This window comes from Chryseobacterium wanjuense (assembly GCF_900111495.1).
Lineage (GTDB): Bacteria > Bacteroidota > Bacteroidia > Flavobacteriales > Weeksellaceae > Chryseobacterium > Chryseobacterium wanjuense.
The window spans coordinates 492,720-511,377 of sequence record NZ_FOIU01000002.1 but is presented as its reverse complement, the minus strand read 5'-3'; the positions used below and the strand labels follow the sequence as shown (position 1 = coordinate 511,377).

15 protein-coding genes are annotated in these 18,658 nt (G+C 37.3%); 6 read left to right on the top strand and 9 right to left on the bottom strand.

Translation table 11 applies throughout. The features are described 5' to 3' along the window. Positions 1-11 precede the first annotated feature (11 nt). Complete coding sequence (locus tag BMX24_RS14040) at positions 12-1,376, bottom strand: c-type cytochrome (RefSeq protein WP_089793735.1); 1,365 nt, start codon at positions 1,374-1,376, stop codon at positions 12-14. A gap of 186 nt (positions 1,377-1,562) precedes the next feature. Between BMX24_RS14040 and BMX24_RS14035 the strand changes: the two genes are divergently transcribed. Further along, positions 1,563-2,102 (top strand): sporulation protein, encoded by a 540-nt coding sequence (locus tag BMX24_RS14035; RefSeq protein WP_089793734.1) that lies wholly within the window; start codon positions 1,563-1,565, stop codon positions 2,100-2,102. 182 nt (positions 2,103-2,284) lie between these two features. Here the strand turns inward: BMX24_RS14035 and BMX24_RS14030 are convergent, their stop codons facing one another. The 5 genes from BMX24_RS14030 to BMX24_RS14010 form a co-directional block, all read right to left on the bottom strand. After that, entirely contained in the window at positions 2,285-3,559 is a 1,275-nt protein-coding gene (locus BMX24_RS14030; protein WP_089793732.1) for a DUF6080 domain-containing protein, read from the bottom strand. An 83-nt stretch (positions 3,560-3,642) separates the two neighbouring features. Further along, on the bottom strand, positions 3,643-5,184 hold the full coding sequence (locus BMX24_RS14025) for a protein adenylyltransferase SelO (protein ID WP_089793729.1): 1,542 nt from the start codon (positions 5,182-5,184) through the stop codon (positions 3,643-3,645). A gap of 75 nt (positions 5,185-5,259) precedes the next feature. Then, complete coding sequence (locus BMX24_RS14020) at positions 5,260-7,635, bottom strand: penicillin-binding protein 1A (protein ID WP_089793727.1); 2,376 nt, start codon at positions 7,633-7,635, stop codon at positions 5,260-5,262. A 6-nt stretch (positions 7,636-7,641) separates the two neighbouring features. After that, entirely contained in the window at positions 7,642-8,106 is a 465-nt protein-coding gene (locus BMX24_RS14015) for a gliding motility lipoprotein GldH (RefSeq protein ID WP_089793725.1), read from the bottom strand. Then, positions 8,099-9,481 carry a PSP1 domain-containing protein gene (locus BMX24_RS14010; RefSeq protein WP_089793724.1) on the bottom strand — a complete coding sequence of 461 codons (1,383 nt, stop codon included), beginning with the start codon at positions 9,479-9,481 and terminating at the stop codon, positions 8,099-8,101. The genes BMX24_RS14015 and BMX24_RS14010 overlap by 8 nt, the downstream gene beginning before the upstream one ends. A gap of 274 nt (positions 9,482-9,755) precedes the next feature. On the opposite strand from BMX24_RS14010, the gene BMX24_RS14005 reads away from it, so the two are divergent. From BMX24_RS14005 to BMX24_RS13985, 5 genes are all read left to right on the top strand, one after another. Further along, positions 9,756-10,988, top strand: coding sequence for an OmpP1/FadL family transporter (locus tag BMX24_RS14005; RefSeq protein ID WP_089793722.1), 1,233 nt, complete (start codon positions 9,756-9,758; stop codon positions 10,986-10,988). A gap of 10 nt (positions 10,989-10,998) precedes the next feature. Beyond that, complete coding sequence (locus tag BMX24_RS14000; RefSeq protein ID WP_089793720.1) at positions 10,999-12,531, top strand: SGNH/GDSL hydrolase family protein; 1,533 nt, start codon at positions 10,999-11,001, stop codon at positions 12,529-12,531. A gap of 84 nt (positions 12,532-12,615) precedes the next feature. Continuing rightward, complete coding sequence (locus tag BMX24_RS13995) at positions 12,616-13,554, top strand: ribose-phosphate pyrophosphokinase (RefSeq protein ID WP_089793718.1); 939 nt, start codon at positions 12,616-12,618, stop codon at positions 13,552-13,554. 55 nt (positions 13,555-13,609) lie between these two features. Beyond that, on the top strand, positions 13,610-14,251 hold the full coding sequence (locus tag BMX24_RS13990; RefSeq protein WP_089793716.1) for a 50S ribosomal protein L25/general stress protein Ctc: 642 nt from the start codon (positions 13,610-13,612) through the stop codon (positions 14,249-14,251). 241 nt (positions 14,252-14,492) lie between these two features. Next, the gene (locus tag BMX24_RS13985) at positions 14,493-15,713 is read left to right on the top strand and encodes an aminotransferase class V-fold PLP-dependent enzyme (protein ID WP_089793714.1); all 1,221 of its coding nucleotides are present in this window, start codon (positions 14,493-14,495) and stop codon (positions 15,711-15,713) included. A gap of 722 nt (positions 15,714-16,435) precedes the next feature. Here the strand turns inward: BMX24_RS13985 and hemE are convergent. From hemE to BMX24_RS13970, 3 genes are read right to left on the bottom strand one after another with little or no spacing between them, the layout of a single operon-like run. After that, complete coding sequence (hemE, locus tag BMX24_RS13980) at positions 16,436-17,467, bottom strand: uroporphyrinogen decarboxylase (RefSeq protein ID WP_089793712.1); 1,032 nt, start codon at positions 17,465-17,467, stop codon at positions 16,436-16,438. Further along, the gene (locus BMX24_RS13975) at positions 17,464-17,910 is read right to left on the bottom strand and encodes a hypothetical protein (RefSeq protein WP_089793710.1); all 447 of its coding nucleotides are present in this window, start codon (positions 17,908-17,910) and stop codon (positions 17,464-17,466) included. Before BMX24_RS13975 ends, hemE begins: the two co-directional genes overlap by 4 nt. Positions 17,911-17,915: 5 nt before the next feature. Then, the gene (locus tag BMX24_RS13970; RefSeq protein ID WP_089793708.1) at positions 17,916-18,596 is read right to left on the bottom strand and encodes a uroporphyrinogen-III synthase; all 681 of its coding nucleotides are present in this window, start codon (positions 18,594-18,596) and stop codon (positions 17,916-17,918) included. Positions 18,597-18,658 lie beyond the last annotated feature (62 nt).

The following is an 18,658-nucleotide window of genomic DNA, read 5'->3' as shown; positions in this document are numbered from 1 at the left end:
ATTTTTAGTTATTAATAATGACATTTACCACACTCAAGACCTCCAATTGCATCTACAGTAATCTTACCACCATCTTTAGGGTATTGTTTTTTCAACTTGTCATGTAGATTCTTGAAGTATTCTTTATTATAACCGTTGTTCATATCAACTTCAGTAGTTCTGTGACACTCGATACACCATCCCATTGTGAAGTCATTAGCCATTTGAACAACATTCATTGTGTCAATTTTTCCGTGACAAGCCTTACATACAACATCAATTTTGTTGTTAGGATTCTTTTTGTTGAAAGAATTAATAATAGCCTGCTCACCTGCTACAACGTGTTGTGAGTGGTTGAAGTACACAAAATCCGGCATGTTGTGGATTCTTGTCCATTCTACTGGCTGAGTTTTACCTGTATATTGTTGTTTTGCAGGATCCCAACCTGTAGCAGCATAGATCTTCTGGATTTCTCCGTCATAGAATGCCTTGTCTTTTCCTGGCTCCATGTAATGTGCTGCGTTGTATTCAGAAATTGTTCTGTGACAGTTCATACAAACGTTCATAGAAGGAATTTCAGAAACCTTACCGTATTTAGCACTAGAGTGACAAAGCTGACAGTCAATCTTTTGTTCTCCAGCGTGGATTTTGTGAGAGAAATAAATAGGCTGCTCTGGCTTATATCCTTTGTAAACCCCGATCCACATGATCCAGTTCCAAATTCCGTAAGTCGCTAAAAGAGCAAGGATTGCGATTAATCCTTTACCTACATAATGGTATTTTTGATAGATTTCACTGAAAGATTTTACTCTGGTCTCATTAAGACCTGCTAAGTCTTCAGATTGGCCTAATTTTACTAATTGTCTCAGTTTAATTAAGATCCAAACCAATAACGCTGCAATCGCTAAAAGTGAAATGATTACTACATTCGTTGTTGTAGAGCTTGCCGGAGCTGCCTGAGCATTGTTACCTGCTGGAGCTGCTGTTCCCGCTGCTGGAGCTGGTTCCGGAGCCGGAGGATTAGTTGTGTATGCTAAGATATCGTCAATATCCTTATCTGTAAGATTTGGAAAGACCTGCATCTCAGTCTTATTGAACTTTTCGAAGATTTCATTGGCGTACTTGTCACCAGAAGCTCTTAGTTCTTTGTTGTTTTTGATCCATTTGTGAAGCCAATCTTTGTCTACACCGCCTTCCGTCTTTACCCGTTCTACAACACCCTTCAGAGGTGGTCCTACAACTTGTTTGTCTAGTGCGTGACATGCAGTACAATTCGCTTTGAAAAGTTTCTCACCATTCTTAGGATCGCCGTCTTGCCCGTAAATTGAAGCACTGGTTGATAACAATAAGCCTATTGCGATCAACGTTTGTCTATAATGCTTTCTCCAACTAATCATTTAAATTATCTTATGTTAGTAAAATATTGAACATTCAATCAATTCGGCAAAAATAATATTTTTAACAGGAATTTAACGGTATATCCAAAGGGGAAAATGTCATTTACCGATAATTTGTATTGATTCTAAATAACCATGTTTGGTATAATTTTTTAATTTATATAAATTTGCGGAAACAAAGTTTAAATGAGAAATTTAATCAAAATAATTTCGGTATTATCACTATTTGGGTTTTATAATATTGATGCTCAGCAGATTGTAAAAAAAGATACATTGGCTGGAACAGAACTCGTAATGACTATGGATTCTAAGGTAAACGGTGCCCTGGAAAGCCTTGAGGAGAAATGCTCAAGAACGTCTGGCAGTACGTCTTACAGAGATAATGATGAAGATAATACTTCTACAAAACCGACCAAAATTTACGTTCCGAACAGGGAATTGACGAATGCGGAGATTTGTAGAAAAAATCCAAGAATTTTGGGATACAAAATTCAAATCACAACAGTAAAAAGTAATGAAGAGGCGAATGAAGTGAAGTCATATTTCAGAAAAAGATTCCCAAATCTGAAGGTTGAAACAGATGCTTCCCTAAGACCGAACTACAAAATTCTTGCTGGAAGTTACTTTACGAAGCAAAGTGCAGCGTCTGATTTGGCAAAAGTTCGCGAATATTTTAAATCGGCAATTGCTGTACAATACAGAATTTTCTGTGCAGAGGCAAAATAAAATTTTATTTAAGATAAAAAACAAAAGCTGGGAATTGAATTCTCAGCTTTTTTTATGAAATTAAATCAGAAAAATTCCGAAATTAAATATTTTCAAATAATTACCTCATCGAAAGAGGCGGACTTTAGTCCGTTCCAAAATGTTGAAGAATCAGCTTGGCTTTAGCCAAAACCTGAAAAAAATTAATAATATTTATCCATAAACCAGAAAAATTCTGTCATTCTGAGATAATTATTGGAGACCAAATAAGCGAATAAAATGCAGAAAACAGCAGTCAGCAAACTCAATATTTTAGGTGATTGTCTGTAAGAATAAAACAGCCATCCTAAAAGCAGCGGATAGACAAAAACGAAGTGTCCTCCGTAAATGTAAGAAGTATGCAGTCCAAATTTCATGATGCAATGGATAACAATATCCACCAAAAATGAAATCATGATGACCTGAACCAGTTTGTTTTTAAAATTTTTAAAATAACTCCAAAAAATAAGAACAAGTAAAACTCCAATAAAAATATAAGGTACAACCGATGAATAAACATCCATCACCAGACCTTTATAATTAAAACCCTGCATATTGTGCTTGTCCCGGATGATGAAATTTGAAAATAAAATATTTCCTCCAAAAAAGTAAGAAAGAATCATATCCCAGGTGGGAGTAGATTTTACGTTAGAAAATTTTTCGTACTGTTCATTGGTTTTATTGAAAATATTTTTATACTTAAAATCAATTCGGTAGAGATAGATCGAAACGAAACATACAACGGTAAAAATTGTCCTGAAAACAGCATTTCCGAATTTTTTCCAGCTTTTAAATACATCTTTTTCAAAAGCCACAGGAATGAAAATTTTTGCAATATTGGTAATCGTTATTCCTCCGATGGCAATTCCGGAAAAAGCCAGTGCCAATGCGGGTATTTTCTCTTCTTTTTTTAGTTTTATGGCCGAATAATGATGAAATAATGCCAATAAAAATAGGGTGTAAGTGAAGTTTTCGGGGGTGAATGAAAGTAAAAGGGTCGTTGAAAATGATCCGAAAAATAAAATCAATAATAAATTGAGAATTAACGGAAGCCCAATAATGTTTTTTAAGTATTTAAAAATCTGAAGAACACTCAGACTTATTGCAATATTACTCATCCAGGCTAAAGCAAACCTGAAATTGCCATCCATTTTCCCGTCGGAAAAAAGTAAAGCAAGTTCCCGGATCCAATTGAAAAAATAATAGGAAAAAGGATGTCTTTCGAAACTTCCTCCGGACATGACGATCGATTTATTGTCAAAACTGAAATAAGCATCCCAAGGTATCCTGTTGTCAAAAATAATCTTGTAATGAATGGCAATATAAGATCCCAAATATCCATAACAAACCAAAAAGAAAAGAAAAACGATCAATTCTATTCCGGTTGCCGGGAAAATAAGCTTAAAAAAATAGATAAATTTTGTTTTGAACTTTGACACCTGTTTAAAAGTTTCTGCAAAAATATAATAAAAAACTCACCAATTTTGATGAGTTTTTATGATTGATTTTTAATTTAAAAAAATTAAGAACTGCAGGAAAGCATCGAACATCCCGAAATATCGTCATAATTCGAAGGTCTTTTTACTGAAAAGTCAGGATAAATTTTTTCGTACGGATTTTCTAAGGCATGTGTTAATTTGTTCAGCATGTCTGTTTTTCCTTCATTAATTTCTTCGATGCATTGATACAAAAGATAATTTCTTAAGATAAATTTTGGGTTCGTTTTTCTCATGAGCTCCAAAGATTTTTCCCTCGAAATAATATTTCTCTCCAATCTTGAATGGTAGGTTTTAATGAAATTATCGAGCTGTGATAATTTTTCATCATTTAAAAAAGTATAAGAAACATTTTCAAACTGCTCTCTCAAATCTTTTTGATCATCATATTTTTCAAGTTCATTAAAAAATAAGGTATAATCCAGTTGAAGTTCCTGCATCAATCTCTGCCATTCGATAAAAAACTTTTCATCACTCGTCAGCAGCTGGTCGAATCCGAATTTTTTGCAAAGCATTTTGTCGTGAGATTCCCAGAAATAGCTTCCATAATCATTTAAAATAACTTCCAAAAATTTTTCATCCTGAATCAATGGATGAAGTGCATTGGCGAGCTGCCAAAGGTTCCACTGGGAAATCTGCCCCTGTTTTCCGAAGGCATATCTTCTTCCGGGAAGGTCTGTTGTATTGGGAGTAAAATTCAGATTGTACTCATCCATCATCGAATAAGGTCCGTAATCGATCGTCAAACCAAGAATCGACATATTATCGGTATTCATCACACCATGCACGAATCCGACTCTGTACCATTCAACCATGAGATCGGCGGTTCTCTGGCAAACACTTTCAAAAAAATCTTTGTATTTCTGTGTCCCTTCCGATGTGATTTCCGGATAATAATTTTTAATGGTAAAATCAGTTAACTCCTGTAAGGTTTTGTATTCTCTTTGAGCAGACATCAATTCAAAATGTCCGAATCTGAGAAAACTTTCTGCCGTTCTGATGACCACCGCACCTTTTTCATCCTGCGGATTTCCGTTGTACATCATATCTCTCACTACATTTTCTCCTGTAAAAGCCAGACTTAAAGCTCTGGTCGTCGGAACACCAAGATGAAACATGGCTTCACTCATGAGGTATTCCCGAACAGATGACCTTAAAACAGCCCTTCCATCCGCATGTCTGGAGTAGGGTGTTGCTCCGGCTCCTTTCCATTGGATTTCGGTTTTTTCGCCTTTATTGTTTGTGATTTCTCCTGCAAGAATGGCTCTTCCGTCGCCCAATTGTCCTGCCCAGTTTCCAAACTGATGACCGGCATAAGCGGTGGAATAGGTTTTAATATTTTCTGGAAGCTTGTTGCCTACCAAGAAATCAAGATCTTTTTCTTCAAATTTGCCAAGCCCGATTTCTTCTGAAAGTTTTTCATTAAATGCAATTAATTCCGGCTGATCAAAACCAACGGGAGCAATCGCAGCAAATAAAACCTTAGGAGTTGTTCTCTGCATCGGGTTACCGGAAAAATCTCCGGGAAATATTTTTATAAAAGGTTGTGTGATGTTTTCAATATTCATACTTCAAAGGTATTAATTATAAAAGAAAAGACCTTCCAAATGATTGAAAGGTCTTGTATATTTCTAAAAGAGAATTTATTTATTAAAATCAATTTCTTCCCCTGTATTCAGGTTTTCGTTGACGTTCTCTTCTTTTTTACCTGAATTGTTTTTTGGAGTCGGATCTACCGGTTTCGGATTTTTAATCTCATCGATCGTCTGCAATCCTCCGTCATCACCGTATCCGGCGCCCAGTCCTTTAAGATTGGTACATCCGTCTTTCCATTCCGAAGGTTTTACGAATTTATCATCAGGTGAAATTCCCAGAGTCTTGTCTGCCCAAACTTTTTTCATAAAGATCGCCCAAATAGGAAGTGCCATTTTCGCACCCTGACCTTCACCGGTTCCAAAGAAGTGGGTTGCCCTGTCTTCCCATCCAACCCAGGCTCCTGTAGCCAGTTTCGGAACGATACCCATAAACCAACCGTCTGAGTTGTTCTGCGTCGTACCTGTTTTACCTGCAATTTCAATGTCTTTAGAAATTCCTTTTCTTCCAAGCTCTCCGGAAGCGGTACCATATTGTGCAACACCTTTCATCAATTCGATCATAGTGTAGGCGTACATCGGGTTCATGACTTCTTTCGGCTCTACATTTACTTCCTTAATTACTCTACCGTTGGCATCTTCAATTCTCCAGATCATTTCCGGTTTGTTGTAGTTACCATAGTTGGCAAATGTGCTGTAAGCTCCTACCATCTCGTAGATTGTAATATCTGAAGAACCTAAAGCCATCGGTAAGCTGGTGGAAATTTCTTCTGTTACTCCCAAATCTCTTGCTGTCTGGATAACGCTTTGTGTTCCTGTCATTTCAGCAAGACGTAGAGCAACAGGGTTTTGAGAGTGTGCTAATGCATCTTTCAACGTAAGCATTCCTCCTCTTCCCGGCACGTGATATGTTCCTTTATTAAAGCTTGCATTTGAAACTACGGAACAAGGTGTCATTCCTAATTTCATAATCGCTGTAGCATATACGAAAGGCTTGAATGTAGATCCTACCTGTCTCTTTCCTTGTTTGATGTGGTCGTACTGGAAATGCTGCCAATCGATACCTCCTACCCATGCTTTGATCTCTCCGGTTCCCGGAACCATTGACATGAGACCTGCCTGTGCAATTTGCTTATGATATCTGATGGAATCCCAAGGAGACATTTCAACTTCTTCTTCTCCAGCCCAAGTAAAACGAGATGTTTTAATTGGTTTTTTGAATTCCAGCATGATAGAATCTTCAGAAACTCCTGCTGCTTTCAGCTGTTTGTAACGGCCGGTTCTTTTCATGGCCTGAAGCATCAAGCTGTTAATCTGCTTATCGTTCAGGTAATAGAAAGGTCTGTTTTTTCTGCCTCTCTGTTCTGCATCAAATCTTTTCTGAAGGTCTGTTAAGTGTTCTCTGATCGCTTCTTCAGCGTATTTCTGCATTTTAGAATCAAGAGTCACATATATTTTTAAACCGTCTTTGTAAAGATTTAATTTTTTTCCGTTTTCTTTTTCGTAATCTTTAAGATAAGCGTCGATTTCTTTCTTTAAATAAAACTTATAGTAAGCAGAATAATCATCATTAATATTTTTAATAGGATGATAATCTAAAGTAATAGGAGTAGAAATCGCTTTATCAAAAGTGGCCTGATCGATATATCCCGTTTTCAGCATCTGATCCAACACAACGTCCCTTCTTGCTTTTGCTCTTTCAGGGTTTCTCATCGGGTTGTTTTTCACCGGGTTTTCCAGCATGGCCACAAACATTGCAGCTTCTGGTAACGTGAGTTGAGAGGTTGTTTTATTAAAGTACACTCTGGATGCCATCTCAATCCCGTTTGCATTGTATAAAAAGTCAAACTTGTTGAAATATAAGGTAACAATCTCTTCTTTTGTATATCTTTTCTCAAGACTTACGGCAACTACCCATTCTTTTAATTTCTGGAAAGCTCTCTGCATTTTATTCTGAGAAGCACCACCCGTAAAAAGTAATTTGGCCAACTGCTGGGTAATGGTAGAACCACCACCTCTTCCTCCGCCATAAACAACAGCTCTGGCAACAGATTGCAAATCGATTCCCGAATGTTCTTTAAAACGCTCATCTTCTTTTGCCTGTAAAGCATAGACAAGATAAGGCGGAAGATCTTTATAAATAATAGGCTGCGTTTTTTCTTTTTCAAACTTACCTAATAAAATACCGTCTGAAGAGTAGATTTCAGAGGCAACATAAATGTCCGGATTTTCAAGTTCTTTCACATCGGGCATTTCTCCAAGAAAACCTTGAGAAACAGCAAAGAAAAGTCCTGAAATTCCTAAAACTAAAGCAATGAATCCGACCCAGATGATCTTGACCCATTTTTTCCAAGCGGTATTTTTCTTTTTGGGAGGAAGAGGAAATGTCTTGCCCTTACTTCCTGCGTTTTGTTTGTTTTCTTCCATTTATGGTTACGGTTTAGCCGTTTCTATTTTTACTCCAATGTCTTCGATTCCCGGAAGGTTGTCGTTTCTCATAGCCTGTTTTAGGCCGATTTCATACTTCCCTTTTGCCGGAAACTTGTAGTTCAGTTTATACTGAAATAAAATCTCCTTCGTGTCACCAAATCCTGTACCAAGCCATTCTCCATTCGGTTTTGCCAGCACATAATTTAACGTGTCTGTCTGCTTTTTCTTGCTCTGAAGGTCGGTGAAATTTACAATAAACCTAAGATTACTGTAAGGATATTCATTGTTATTTCTTACAACAAATATAATATTTTTAGGATTTTGCGGATCCGAAATTTCAAGATTATATTTTTGTTCACTTTTCTTATTCCATTTATTATCAACGGAATTCATGATAACTTCTCCTTCCGAAGAAGAATTACAGCTAAAGAAGAGGATAAGTGAGAATAATCCTAAAATTTTACGCATTGTTGTCTTTTTTTGGAGGAAATTTCTTTTTGAATTTTTTCTTATTCGGGGTTGGCTTTTTCTCAGAATCAGAAGGAGCTGCAGCTTCTACCTTTTCCAATTGAGCTTTCGGCTGCTGAGGCTTTTGCTGTTTTGGCTGGTTGTTAGAATTTGCATTTGCCGGTCTTTCCTGTCTTTCGGGTCTGTCCGTACGATTATTATCAGGTCGGCTTTTTTTCTGAGCCTGATTAGGATTGTTCTGATTATTATGCGGTCTGTTCTGATTTTTGTTTTTAGGACCTCTGTTTTTCTTCTCGAATCGGTCTACATTATTCTCCTGAATCAGGTCAATACTTTGGAATGAAGTATCCGGCTGTTTCAATTCTTCGAGAGGAAGTGTCTTTTCGCCTCGTTTGTTTTTTGAGATTAATTTTTTAACCAAATCTATGTCAAAGTCATACCAAGCGATAGAACTTTCTACGTAAGCAAACCACATTTTCTTTTTGAAAACGTCGATTTTTATACAGAAAGCTTTTCCTTTTTCTGTTTCCAACGTGGTTGAAGAAGAAGGGAAATCGCTCAATGCATCGAGATAGCTGTCTAGTTCGTAATTAAGACAACATTTAAGTTTCCCGCACTGTCCGGCCAGTTTCTGAGGGTTGATGCTCAGCTGTTGGTATCTTGCAACGTTGGTATTTACAGATCTGAAATCCGTTAACCACGTCGAGCAGCAAAGCTCTCGCCCGCAAGATCCTATTCCGCCCACTTTGGCAGCTTCCTGTCTGAAACCGATCTGTTTCATGTCGATTTTTGTTCTGAAAGCAGCCGCATAGTCTTTGATCAACTGTCTGAAATCCACACGGTTGTCTGCGGTGTAATAGAAGGTGACTTTCGAAGCATCTCCCTGATACTCAACATCTGTGATCTTCATTTCAAGACCCAGCTTATGAGCAATTTTTCGTGCTTCTATTTTTACATTATCTTCTTTTTTCCGTGCTTCCTGCCAAACTTCCAGATCTTTCTGGTTGGCCAGCCTGTATATTTTTAGGGGAGATTCTTCAGAAAATTTCTTCTTTTTCATCTGAATCTTTACCAGTTCTCCGGTGAGACTTACCACACCTACATCGTGTCCGGGACTTGATTCTACTGTTACTACACTACCTATATGTAATGGGATATTATTTACATTTTTATAAAACGATTTTCTGTCATTTTTAAATCTAACTTCCACATAATCACACCTGTTTGGTGCGGGATTGTTGATGTTAGAAAGCCAGTCAAAAACACTTAATTTATAACTATTACCACAGGTATTTACATTTTCACAGCCATTCGCGGTCTTCTTGGGTCCGCAAGAATGTGCAGAATCGCCGGATGTTTTACATCCACAACTCATATATTATATATTTAATCTTGCAAATTTATGATTTTTATCTTTATCCGGTCGAAAATAATCAAATATTCGGAAACATCGTTGTTTAGTATTAAACAAAAAATAAGATTATTAACTTAAATTTTATTAAAAGTCTCTCAGCTATTGGTTTAAGTCACTTTTCCGGGAAAGTGTTATTTTAAACATAATTTTCTTTGCTGATAATGTTTAAAAATTTATGATTTATTAACAGGCGTAACCAAAATAATTTTATATTTGGGTTATATAATAATAGTCTATGAAAAAAATATTAGTATCAACTGCATTGTTGGCAGGGGTCTTATCTTACGCAGGAGGCTTCAGAGTTTCTCTGCAAGGGGTAAGACAACTGGCAATGGCACATACCAGTGCGCATGCTGAAGATGCAAGTGTGGCATTCTTTAACCCTGCAGGTATGTCATTCATTCCTTCGAAACTAAGCATCGCTGCCGGAGGATTTGGAGCAAGCAATAAAATTACTTTTCAAAACCTGAACACTCTTCAAAGTACTGAAACGGATAACCCTATGGGAACGCCGATCTATGCTGCGATAGCTTATAAACCAATTGATAAATTATCGGTAGGGTTCAGTTTTTCGACACCTTTTGGTAGTACTATTGAATGGCCGAATGATTGGGAAGGGAAAGAAATGGTTCAAAAATTGGAGCTAAAGGCTTTCTATTTCCAACCAATGGTTTCTTATAAATTTAATGACTGGTTTGCTTTCGGGGCGAGCTATATTTATGCAAGAGGAAAAGTAAATTGGGATAGAGCCGTTACCCAATTCGGGGGCGAGCTTAATCTCGATAGCAAAGCAAGCGGACATGGTTACGGATTCGGGTTCTATTTCAGACCAGATCCGAAATTGGATGTGAGTATTGCTTACCGTTCTCCTGTTGACATGAAGGCTAAAAAAGGGAAAGCTACCTTCCAGTTCCCTTCAGCTTCTATTTATCCGCTATTAGGGTTAGATGCATCCGGAACAGACGACTTTAAGGCTACTTTACCTTTAGTAGAAGAATATACGATTGGTTTAACATACAAAATCACTCCGAAATGGTTGGTTTCTGCAGACTTCAACTATCATGGATGGGAAAGATACAGCAAACTGACGTTGGATTTTGCAACAGCTCCTGTTGGAAATCAGGCAGATCCTACAGTTTCAGTTTCACCTAAAAACTTCAGAAACTCTAAAACATTCAGATTGGGAACTCAATATGCATTCACAAATATGATCTACGGACGTCTTGGTGCTTATTATGATGAATCTCCTTATACTGATGAAAACTTTATCCCGGAAACTCCTTCTTTCAATACCTATGTGGTGACAGGTGGGGTTGGATTTAAATTAAAACAATTCGGAGTTGATATCGCAGGTGGATATGCAATGCCTCAGGCAAGAGATGTAAAAAATGCCAATCTTGGTTTCTACGGACAGGCTAAAGCTACGGCATTTTATTTAGGTCTAGGTTTATCTTATAACCCTTTTTAATTGAAAGACTATGAAAAAAATTATAATTTCTACATTCGCTATTTCTGCTCTGCTTTTTACAACGAGCTGCGAAGATGATTTCGATACAGATGTAAAAGATATTGCTGTAACTGCCGGAGAAGCAAATTTTTCCAACTATGTTTCTATAGGAAATTCATTGACATCGGGGTATAGAGATAATGCTTTGTACATCGACGGACAAAATGAATCTTATCCCAATATTATTGCAGGACAGATGAAGCTTGCAGGCGGAGGAAACTTCGTACAGCCTTTAATGGCAGATAACAACGGAGGTTTGATATTGGCAGGAAATGTTATTCAGGCAACAAAACTTTATATTAAATCATTCACAAACGGTTCTCCGGATATCGTAAACGTTAATGCAACGCCTACGACGGATGTAATGAATAAAATTACGGGACCTTTAAATAACTTCGGGGTTCCGGGAGCAAAATCATTCCATTTGGTAGCTCCGGGATATGGAAATCCTGGCGGAATCTTATTAGGAACTGCAAATCCGTATTACGTAAGATTTTCTTCAAGCAATACTTCCACAGTAGTAGATGATGCAGTAGCAAAACAACCTACATTCTTCTCTTACTGGATTGGAAATAATGATGTATTAAGCTATGCAACAAGTGGAGGAATGGGTGTAAACCAAGCAGGAAATACAAATCCTGCAACATATGGCGCTAATGATATTTCAGATCCGAATGTTGTTGCGGGTTCTATCAAGGCTGGTTTAGATAAATTAAAAGCAGGAGGCGCTACAAAAGGAGTGATTGCTAATATTCCTTACGTAACATCGATTCCTTATTTTACAACAGTTCCTTACAATCCTTTGACACCAGCTGCTTTAGGAGCAAACCTTACAACACTTAATACAAGTTTATACGGTCCGTTGAAGCAGGCACTTACGGCTTTCGGGGCAGGAGACAGAATTAATTTGCTTTCTTCTACAGCTTCAAATCCGGTTCTGATTAAGGATACATCTCTTACAGATTTATCGGCTCAGCTTACCGTTGCTTTGACTCCTTCTTTGGGGCTTCCGACGGCGACTGCTTTCGGACAGATTTTCGGACAGGCAAGACAATCAACAGCTGATGATTACATCTTACTTACAACCAGAGCTGTCATAGGGACAACGGCTCCGGGAGCACCTGCACCGGTAAATGTTTACGGAATTTCTTATCCTTTACAAAACCAGCATGTATTAAGCAAAACAGAAGCTGCAGCAGTAAAAACAGCAGTAGACGCTTATAATGCTTCTATTAAGGGATTGGCAGATACATACGGATTGGCATTTGTAGATGCCAACAAAAAAATGGTTGAGCTAAACGGACAATCCGGAATTTCTTGGGATGGTGTAAAATATACCGCAAGATTTGTAACGGGAGGTACTTTCTCTTTAGATGGAGTTCATTTAACAGGAAGAGGCTACGCAATCGTTGCCAATGAGTTTATCAAAGCAATTAATGGTAAATATAAATCTACTCTTCCACAGGTAGATCCTAATAAATATTCGGGTGTGAGATTCCCTTAATATTTAGATAAATAAAAACTTAGAAGCCACAGGAGAAAATCTTGTGGTTTTTTTTTAAATTTGCAAAATCTTTAAAAAGTAAAAATGGCCGATCAGTTAAGTTATCTATTTTGTACAAGGACGAGTAAGGACTTGGCAGAAAAAATTGCCCAATATTATGGGCAGGAATTAGGGAAAATCAACTTTCAGGAGTTCAGCGACGGGGAATTTGAGCCTGTTTTAGACGAATCCGTAAGAGGAGGAAGAGTTTTCTTAATTGGATCTACATTCCCTCCAGCAGACAATTTATTAGAACTTCTTCTCATGATTGATGCTGCGAAAAGAGCTTCTGCTAAAAGTATTACAGTGGTACTTCCGTATTTCGGGCTTGCAAGACAAGACAGAAAAGACAAGCCAAGAGCGCCGATCGGTGCCAAATTGGTTGCAAATCTTTTAACAGCAGCCGGAGCTACGAGAATTATGACGATGGATCTTCACGCAGACCAGATCCAGGGGTTCTTCGAAATTCCGGTAGATCATTTGTATGCTTCTACCATCTTTGTAGACTATATCAGAGACCTGAACTTAGAAAACCTTACCATTGCTTCTCCGGATATGGGAGGTGCAAAAAGAGCAAAAAACTACGCAGGACACCTGGGTGCAGAAGTAGTAATTGCTTATAAAGAAAGAAAAAAAGCAAACGTTGTAGAAGAGATGTTCCTTATCGGGGATGTTGAAGGTAAAAACGTTATCCTTATTGATGACATGATCGATACAGCAGGTACACTTTGCAAAGCTGCAGACATTTTAATGGAAAAAGGAGCAAAATCTGTAAGAGCGATGGCTACTCACGGAGTACTTTCGGGGAAAGCTTACGAGAATATTCAGAACTCAAAAATTCTAGAAGTTATTGTAACTGACTCAATTCCTGTGAAAAATAATTTGTCATCTAAAATAAAAGTGCTATCTTGCGCCCCATTATTTGCGGACGTTATGAAGATGGTTCATGAGCATCAGTCAATTAGCAGTAAGTTTGTTATTTAATTGATTTTCAAAAGTTTGCAAATTAAAATTAAAACAATTTTTTAAATTTTTATAAATGAAATCTATTACAATTCAAGGTACAAAAAGAGAAAGCGTGGGCAAAAAGTCTACAAAAGCTTTACGTGATGCTGAATTAGTTCCTTGTGTTGTTTACGGAGGTGGTGAGCCATTGAACTTCTCTGCTGAAGAGAAAGCGTTCAAAGGTTTGGTATATACTCCTGAAGCACACACGGTATCTATTGAGGTTGATGGTCAAACAATTCCGGCTGTTCTTCAGGATATTCAGTTCCACCCGATTACAGACAAAATTCTTCACGCAGACTTCTATCAACTAGCTGACGATAAGCCAGTTATCATGGAAGTTCCTGTAAGAATCACTGGTCGTTCTAAAGGTGTTGTAGCTGGTGGTGTTTTACGTCAGTCTTTCAGAAAATTGAAAGTAAAAGCTATCCCTGCAAACTTACCTGATGAGGTAGTTGTAGATGTTACTCCATTAAGAATTGGTAACAAACTTTATGTAGGAGGTATCAAAGCTGAAGGATATTCTTTCATGCACCCGGACAACGCAGTAGTAGTTGCTGTTAAGATGTCTAGAAATGCAATGAAAGGAGGTGCAGCAGCAATGGATGATGAAGATGAAGAAGAAGTTGCAACTGAAGGAGCAGCTCCTGCAGCAGAAGAAGCTGCAGCAGAATAAGAATTGCTTATTTGAAAATATTAAAACCTGTCAATTTTGGCAGGTTTTTTTATGCCTAAAAGGTAAATTATAAACACGAAAATGTTAATTTGCTCATCAGCTTTATCTATTACAATTTCATCTATCGAATCTTTCTATCAACTGATAATAATCAACCCTCAACCTGCAACAATCTTTCAAAAAAAAAGCCGTAAATTTGAAGTGTTCTAAATAAGAACGTTTTAATTTAAAAATTTAATAAATGTTTGACATTCAGGAAATAAGAAGTCAGTTTACAATATTAGACAGGCAGGTGAATGGTAAGCCATTGGTTTATCTGGATAATGCAGCGACATCCCAAAAACCCAATTCAGTTTTAGAAGTTTGTCATAAATACTATACGGAGCTTAATGCTAATGTTCACAGAGGAATCCATACATTAAGCCAGTTAGCAACGGAAGAGATGGAACTTTCAAGAAGGAAAATCCAGAAATTCATTAACGCTAAACACGATTTTGAAGTAATTTTTACAAAAGGCACTACAGAAGGATTGAACCTCATCGCTTATATTTTAACCCAAAAATTAAAAAAAGACGATGAAATTATCATTTCTTACCTGGAGCATCATTCTAATATCGTTCCTTGGCAATTGCTTTGCGAAAGGACAGGTGCAAAACTCCGCGTTATTCCGATGGATGAAAACGGAATTCTTCAGCTGGATACATTCGATGAGTTTTTAAGTGAAAAAACAAAAATTGTTTCTGTAAATCAGGTTTCCAATGCATTGGGAATTGTAAATCCTATCGAAGAAATTATTGCTAAAACAAGGAAAAATACAAACGCTTATATCGTCATTGATGGCGCGCAGTCGGCTCCACATTTTACCATTGATGTTCAGAAATTGGATTGCGATTTCTTTGTATTCTCCGGGCATAAAATGTATGCGCCGATGGGAACGGGAATTTTATACGGAAAACAGGAAATTCTTGAAGATTTACCGCCATTCCATGGGGGAGGAGAGATGATTGCAACGTGTTCTTTTGACGGAACAACGTACGCCGGACTTCCTTTTAAATACGAAGCCGGAACACCCAATGTCGGAGGGAATATCGCTTTGGGAGCCGCTGTTGATTTTATTCAGCGAGTAGGGCAGGAGAATATTCAGAATCATGAAAACGCTTTGCTGGAATATGCCCAAAGACATCTCCTGGAGCTGGAAGGCATTAAAATATACGGTGAAAAAGCAAAAAGAACGGGCGTAGTTTCCTTTAACCTTGAAGGTATCGGAATTGCTTCCGACGTAGGAATGATCCTCGACAAAATGGGCATTGCCGTAAGAACGGGACATCACTGTACACAGCCGATCATGGACTTTTTCAATATTGCGGGAACCGTAAGAGCAAGTTTTGCCGTTTACAATACTTTTGAAGAAATCGATGCCTTAATTGAAGGTGTTAAAAAAGCACAGCGAATGCTAAGCTAAAAAAATATTTTAAAAAAATAGTATAAAAATCATCCTGATATTTCAGAGATGATTTTTTATTTGCCTAAATTATTGAAAACGAATATTTTTTAAACCAAAATTCATTTTTAAGTTGAAATAATTACATAAATTTATCTAACCAAAAACAAAAAATGAGCTCAAACAATCGCTCCGATCAGGGCTAGTACAGCAGGAGCGCGACTTCTCTCTTCCTCAGCCATCAAAGGACTCCAGTCTTTAATACAGACTCTAAACATCCAGACAGATTATCATTCTGGAAGGATCCAAGCATAGTATTAGAAAAAGACTATGGTCACAACTAGATGCTTTCAGCCTGACAAACTTTTATGGAAATACATTTAAAGAAAATTAAAATCATTCCAATAAATAGATATTAACGATAAACCAATTTAAAAATCGATACTTAAGAATCGTCATATATGAAGTAAGTGAGAAAACCAAAAGAAGATTTCATTACAGAAATCAACTAATGATTAATTATTTTACTCATAAAAAACTCCCTTTCAATTGCTGGAAGGGAGTTTTTGTTCTATTTTGAACTAAAATTTTTACATAAAGCTTGCGTTAAGTTTGTCATTCCGTAGGAATCTAGGCTTAAAATTTAAATATTATTTTACAAAATACTTTGTTGAGATTCCTCCGGAATGACAAGCATGCTGTAAAATCTGTATCAATCAGTGAAATCTGTGGGAGATGAATAATTAATTATTCGGCTTCCAATCCACCACCGCTCGGATAAACGCTTCAGCATTTTCCAAAGGAATATTCGGCAGAATTCCGTGTCCGAGATTTGCAATATATCTGTCTTTTCCGAAACGGCTGATCATTTCATGAACCATTTTCTTAATCGTTTCAGGAGTAGAATGTAATCTCGCAGGATCAAAATTTCCCTGAAGCGTCATGGTATGATTCGTCAGTGTTCTTGCAAATTCCGGAGTGATGGTCCAGTCAACACCCAAAGCCGAAGCTTTAGACATCGTCATTTCCTCCAATGCAAACCAACATCCTTTCCCGAAAACCACAACATGGGTAAGCGGACTTAATGCTTCTACAATCTGATTAATATATTTCCATGAAAATTCCTGATAATCTGCCGGAGAAAGCATTCCGCCCCAGGAATCGAAAACCTGAACGGCTGCCACTCCTTTTTCAACTTTTCTTTTCAGATAAGCGATCGTGGTATCAGTAATTTTCTGAAGTAATAAATGAGCTGCTTCCGGTTGCTGGAAACAGAAAGATTTCGCTATATCAAAAGCTTTGCTTCCTTTTCCTTCTACGCAGTAGCACAGAATAGTCCAGGGAGAACCTGCAAAACCAATCAATGGAATTTCATTGTCCAGTTTTTGCAAAGTCAGTTCAATGGCATCGAAAACGTATCCTAATGTATCGTTCACATCAGGAACCACAACGTTCTGAACATCCTCCATCGTTCTGATCGGGTTATCCAACCATGGCCCCACTGATTCTTTCATTTTAAAATCAATCCCCATTGCCTGAGGAACTACCAGAATATCTGAAAACAGGATGGCTGCATCCAGAGGATATCTTCTGATGGGCTGCACCGTGATTTCGGATGCGAGTTCAGGAGTCTGACATCTTGTGAAAAAATCATATTTGTCACGAAGAGCAATGAATTCCGGGAGGTATCTTCCGGCTTGTCTCATCATCCAGACAGGTGGTCTTTCTACGGTTTCTCCGCGAAGAGCTTTTAAATATAGGTCGTTCTTAATCATAATTTATTTAAACTGATATTGCCGGCATATTGCTTGCTGACAATAAGTACTTTTGCTGCGCGTGTTGTATAGGAAAGCGTTTCTCCTTCTTTCAATGTGTACGAAAGAACGATATTGCCGTCATCCTTTATCAGGCTGGTGATAGTTAAAATCGGGTTTTTATTGGTCAACGGACCGTATAAGGCAATGGCATAGCTTTTAGTAAAATCGATCTTAGTAGGGCTTCCATTAGGTCCCATTACGGTAGCTGCGCCACACACTTCATCAAATTCTTCCTGAGAAGTTAATTTTTTAAAGGTAACAACATCAGTATTAATGGTATTCTTGATAAAATATCTCTGTGCTTCCGTGTAAGGAACTTGGTGAGATGCATTATTTCCTGTATGTTGTGTGCAGGAAAATGTGATTGTAATCAACAGTAATAAAAGTGCTAATTTTTTCATTTTTTTTATGTTTTTTTAATTGTTCTTCGGATAAGATTCAAAACAGATGCCAATGTATTCTCCTCAGACGTGAAGATCTGTTTTGAGACATATTTTTTTATTTCGCTGGAAGTCGTTTCTCCAATTGAAAATAGCATCATATCATCAAAAGAATTTTGTTTTGCAAAACTACGAACTCCGCTTGGACTAAAAAAAACAGCCGCATGATATTTTTCAGTTATCAGAGGATTGAGTTCTTCCGTATTATAAACGGTAACTTTTTTATACTTAATATTTTGCAGTGGCAGATTTCTGTCCAATACATCCAGTGCCATATTTCCACAGAAGTGAAGAAATTTTTCGTGCTGGCAATGGCTTATAATAAACTTCGAAAGTGTCTCCGCATTTTTCAAAACCTTGAAAGTTCCGAAACCGTGTTTCCTGAGCTCCCGCTTTGTTTTTTCACCGACACAATAGATCTTATTGTAATTTTTTGCTGTAAAATCTTCGTTAGGCTTAAAACGATTTTTAAAAAAGGCATTTACTCCGTTTGCACTGGTAAAAATCAGGGAGTAATTTTTTAAATCAAAAGGATTTACTTTAATAGAATTGGTCTTAATTACCTCAACACAATCAACCAGGATATCTTCTCCTAACTCTTTGGATATGATAGCCTGGTCTATATTTTTGGTAAATAAGATTTTCATGTTTTGTGAACTTGAAGAAGCTTGATGATGAAATGTATTGCAAAAGGCTCATCAGTTTATTA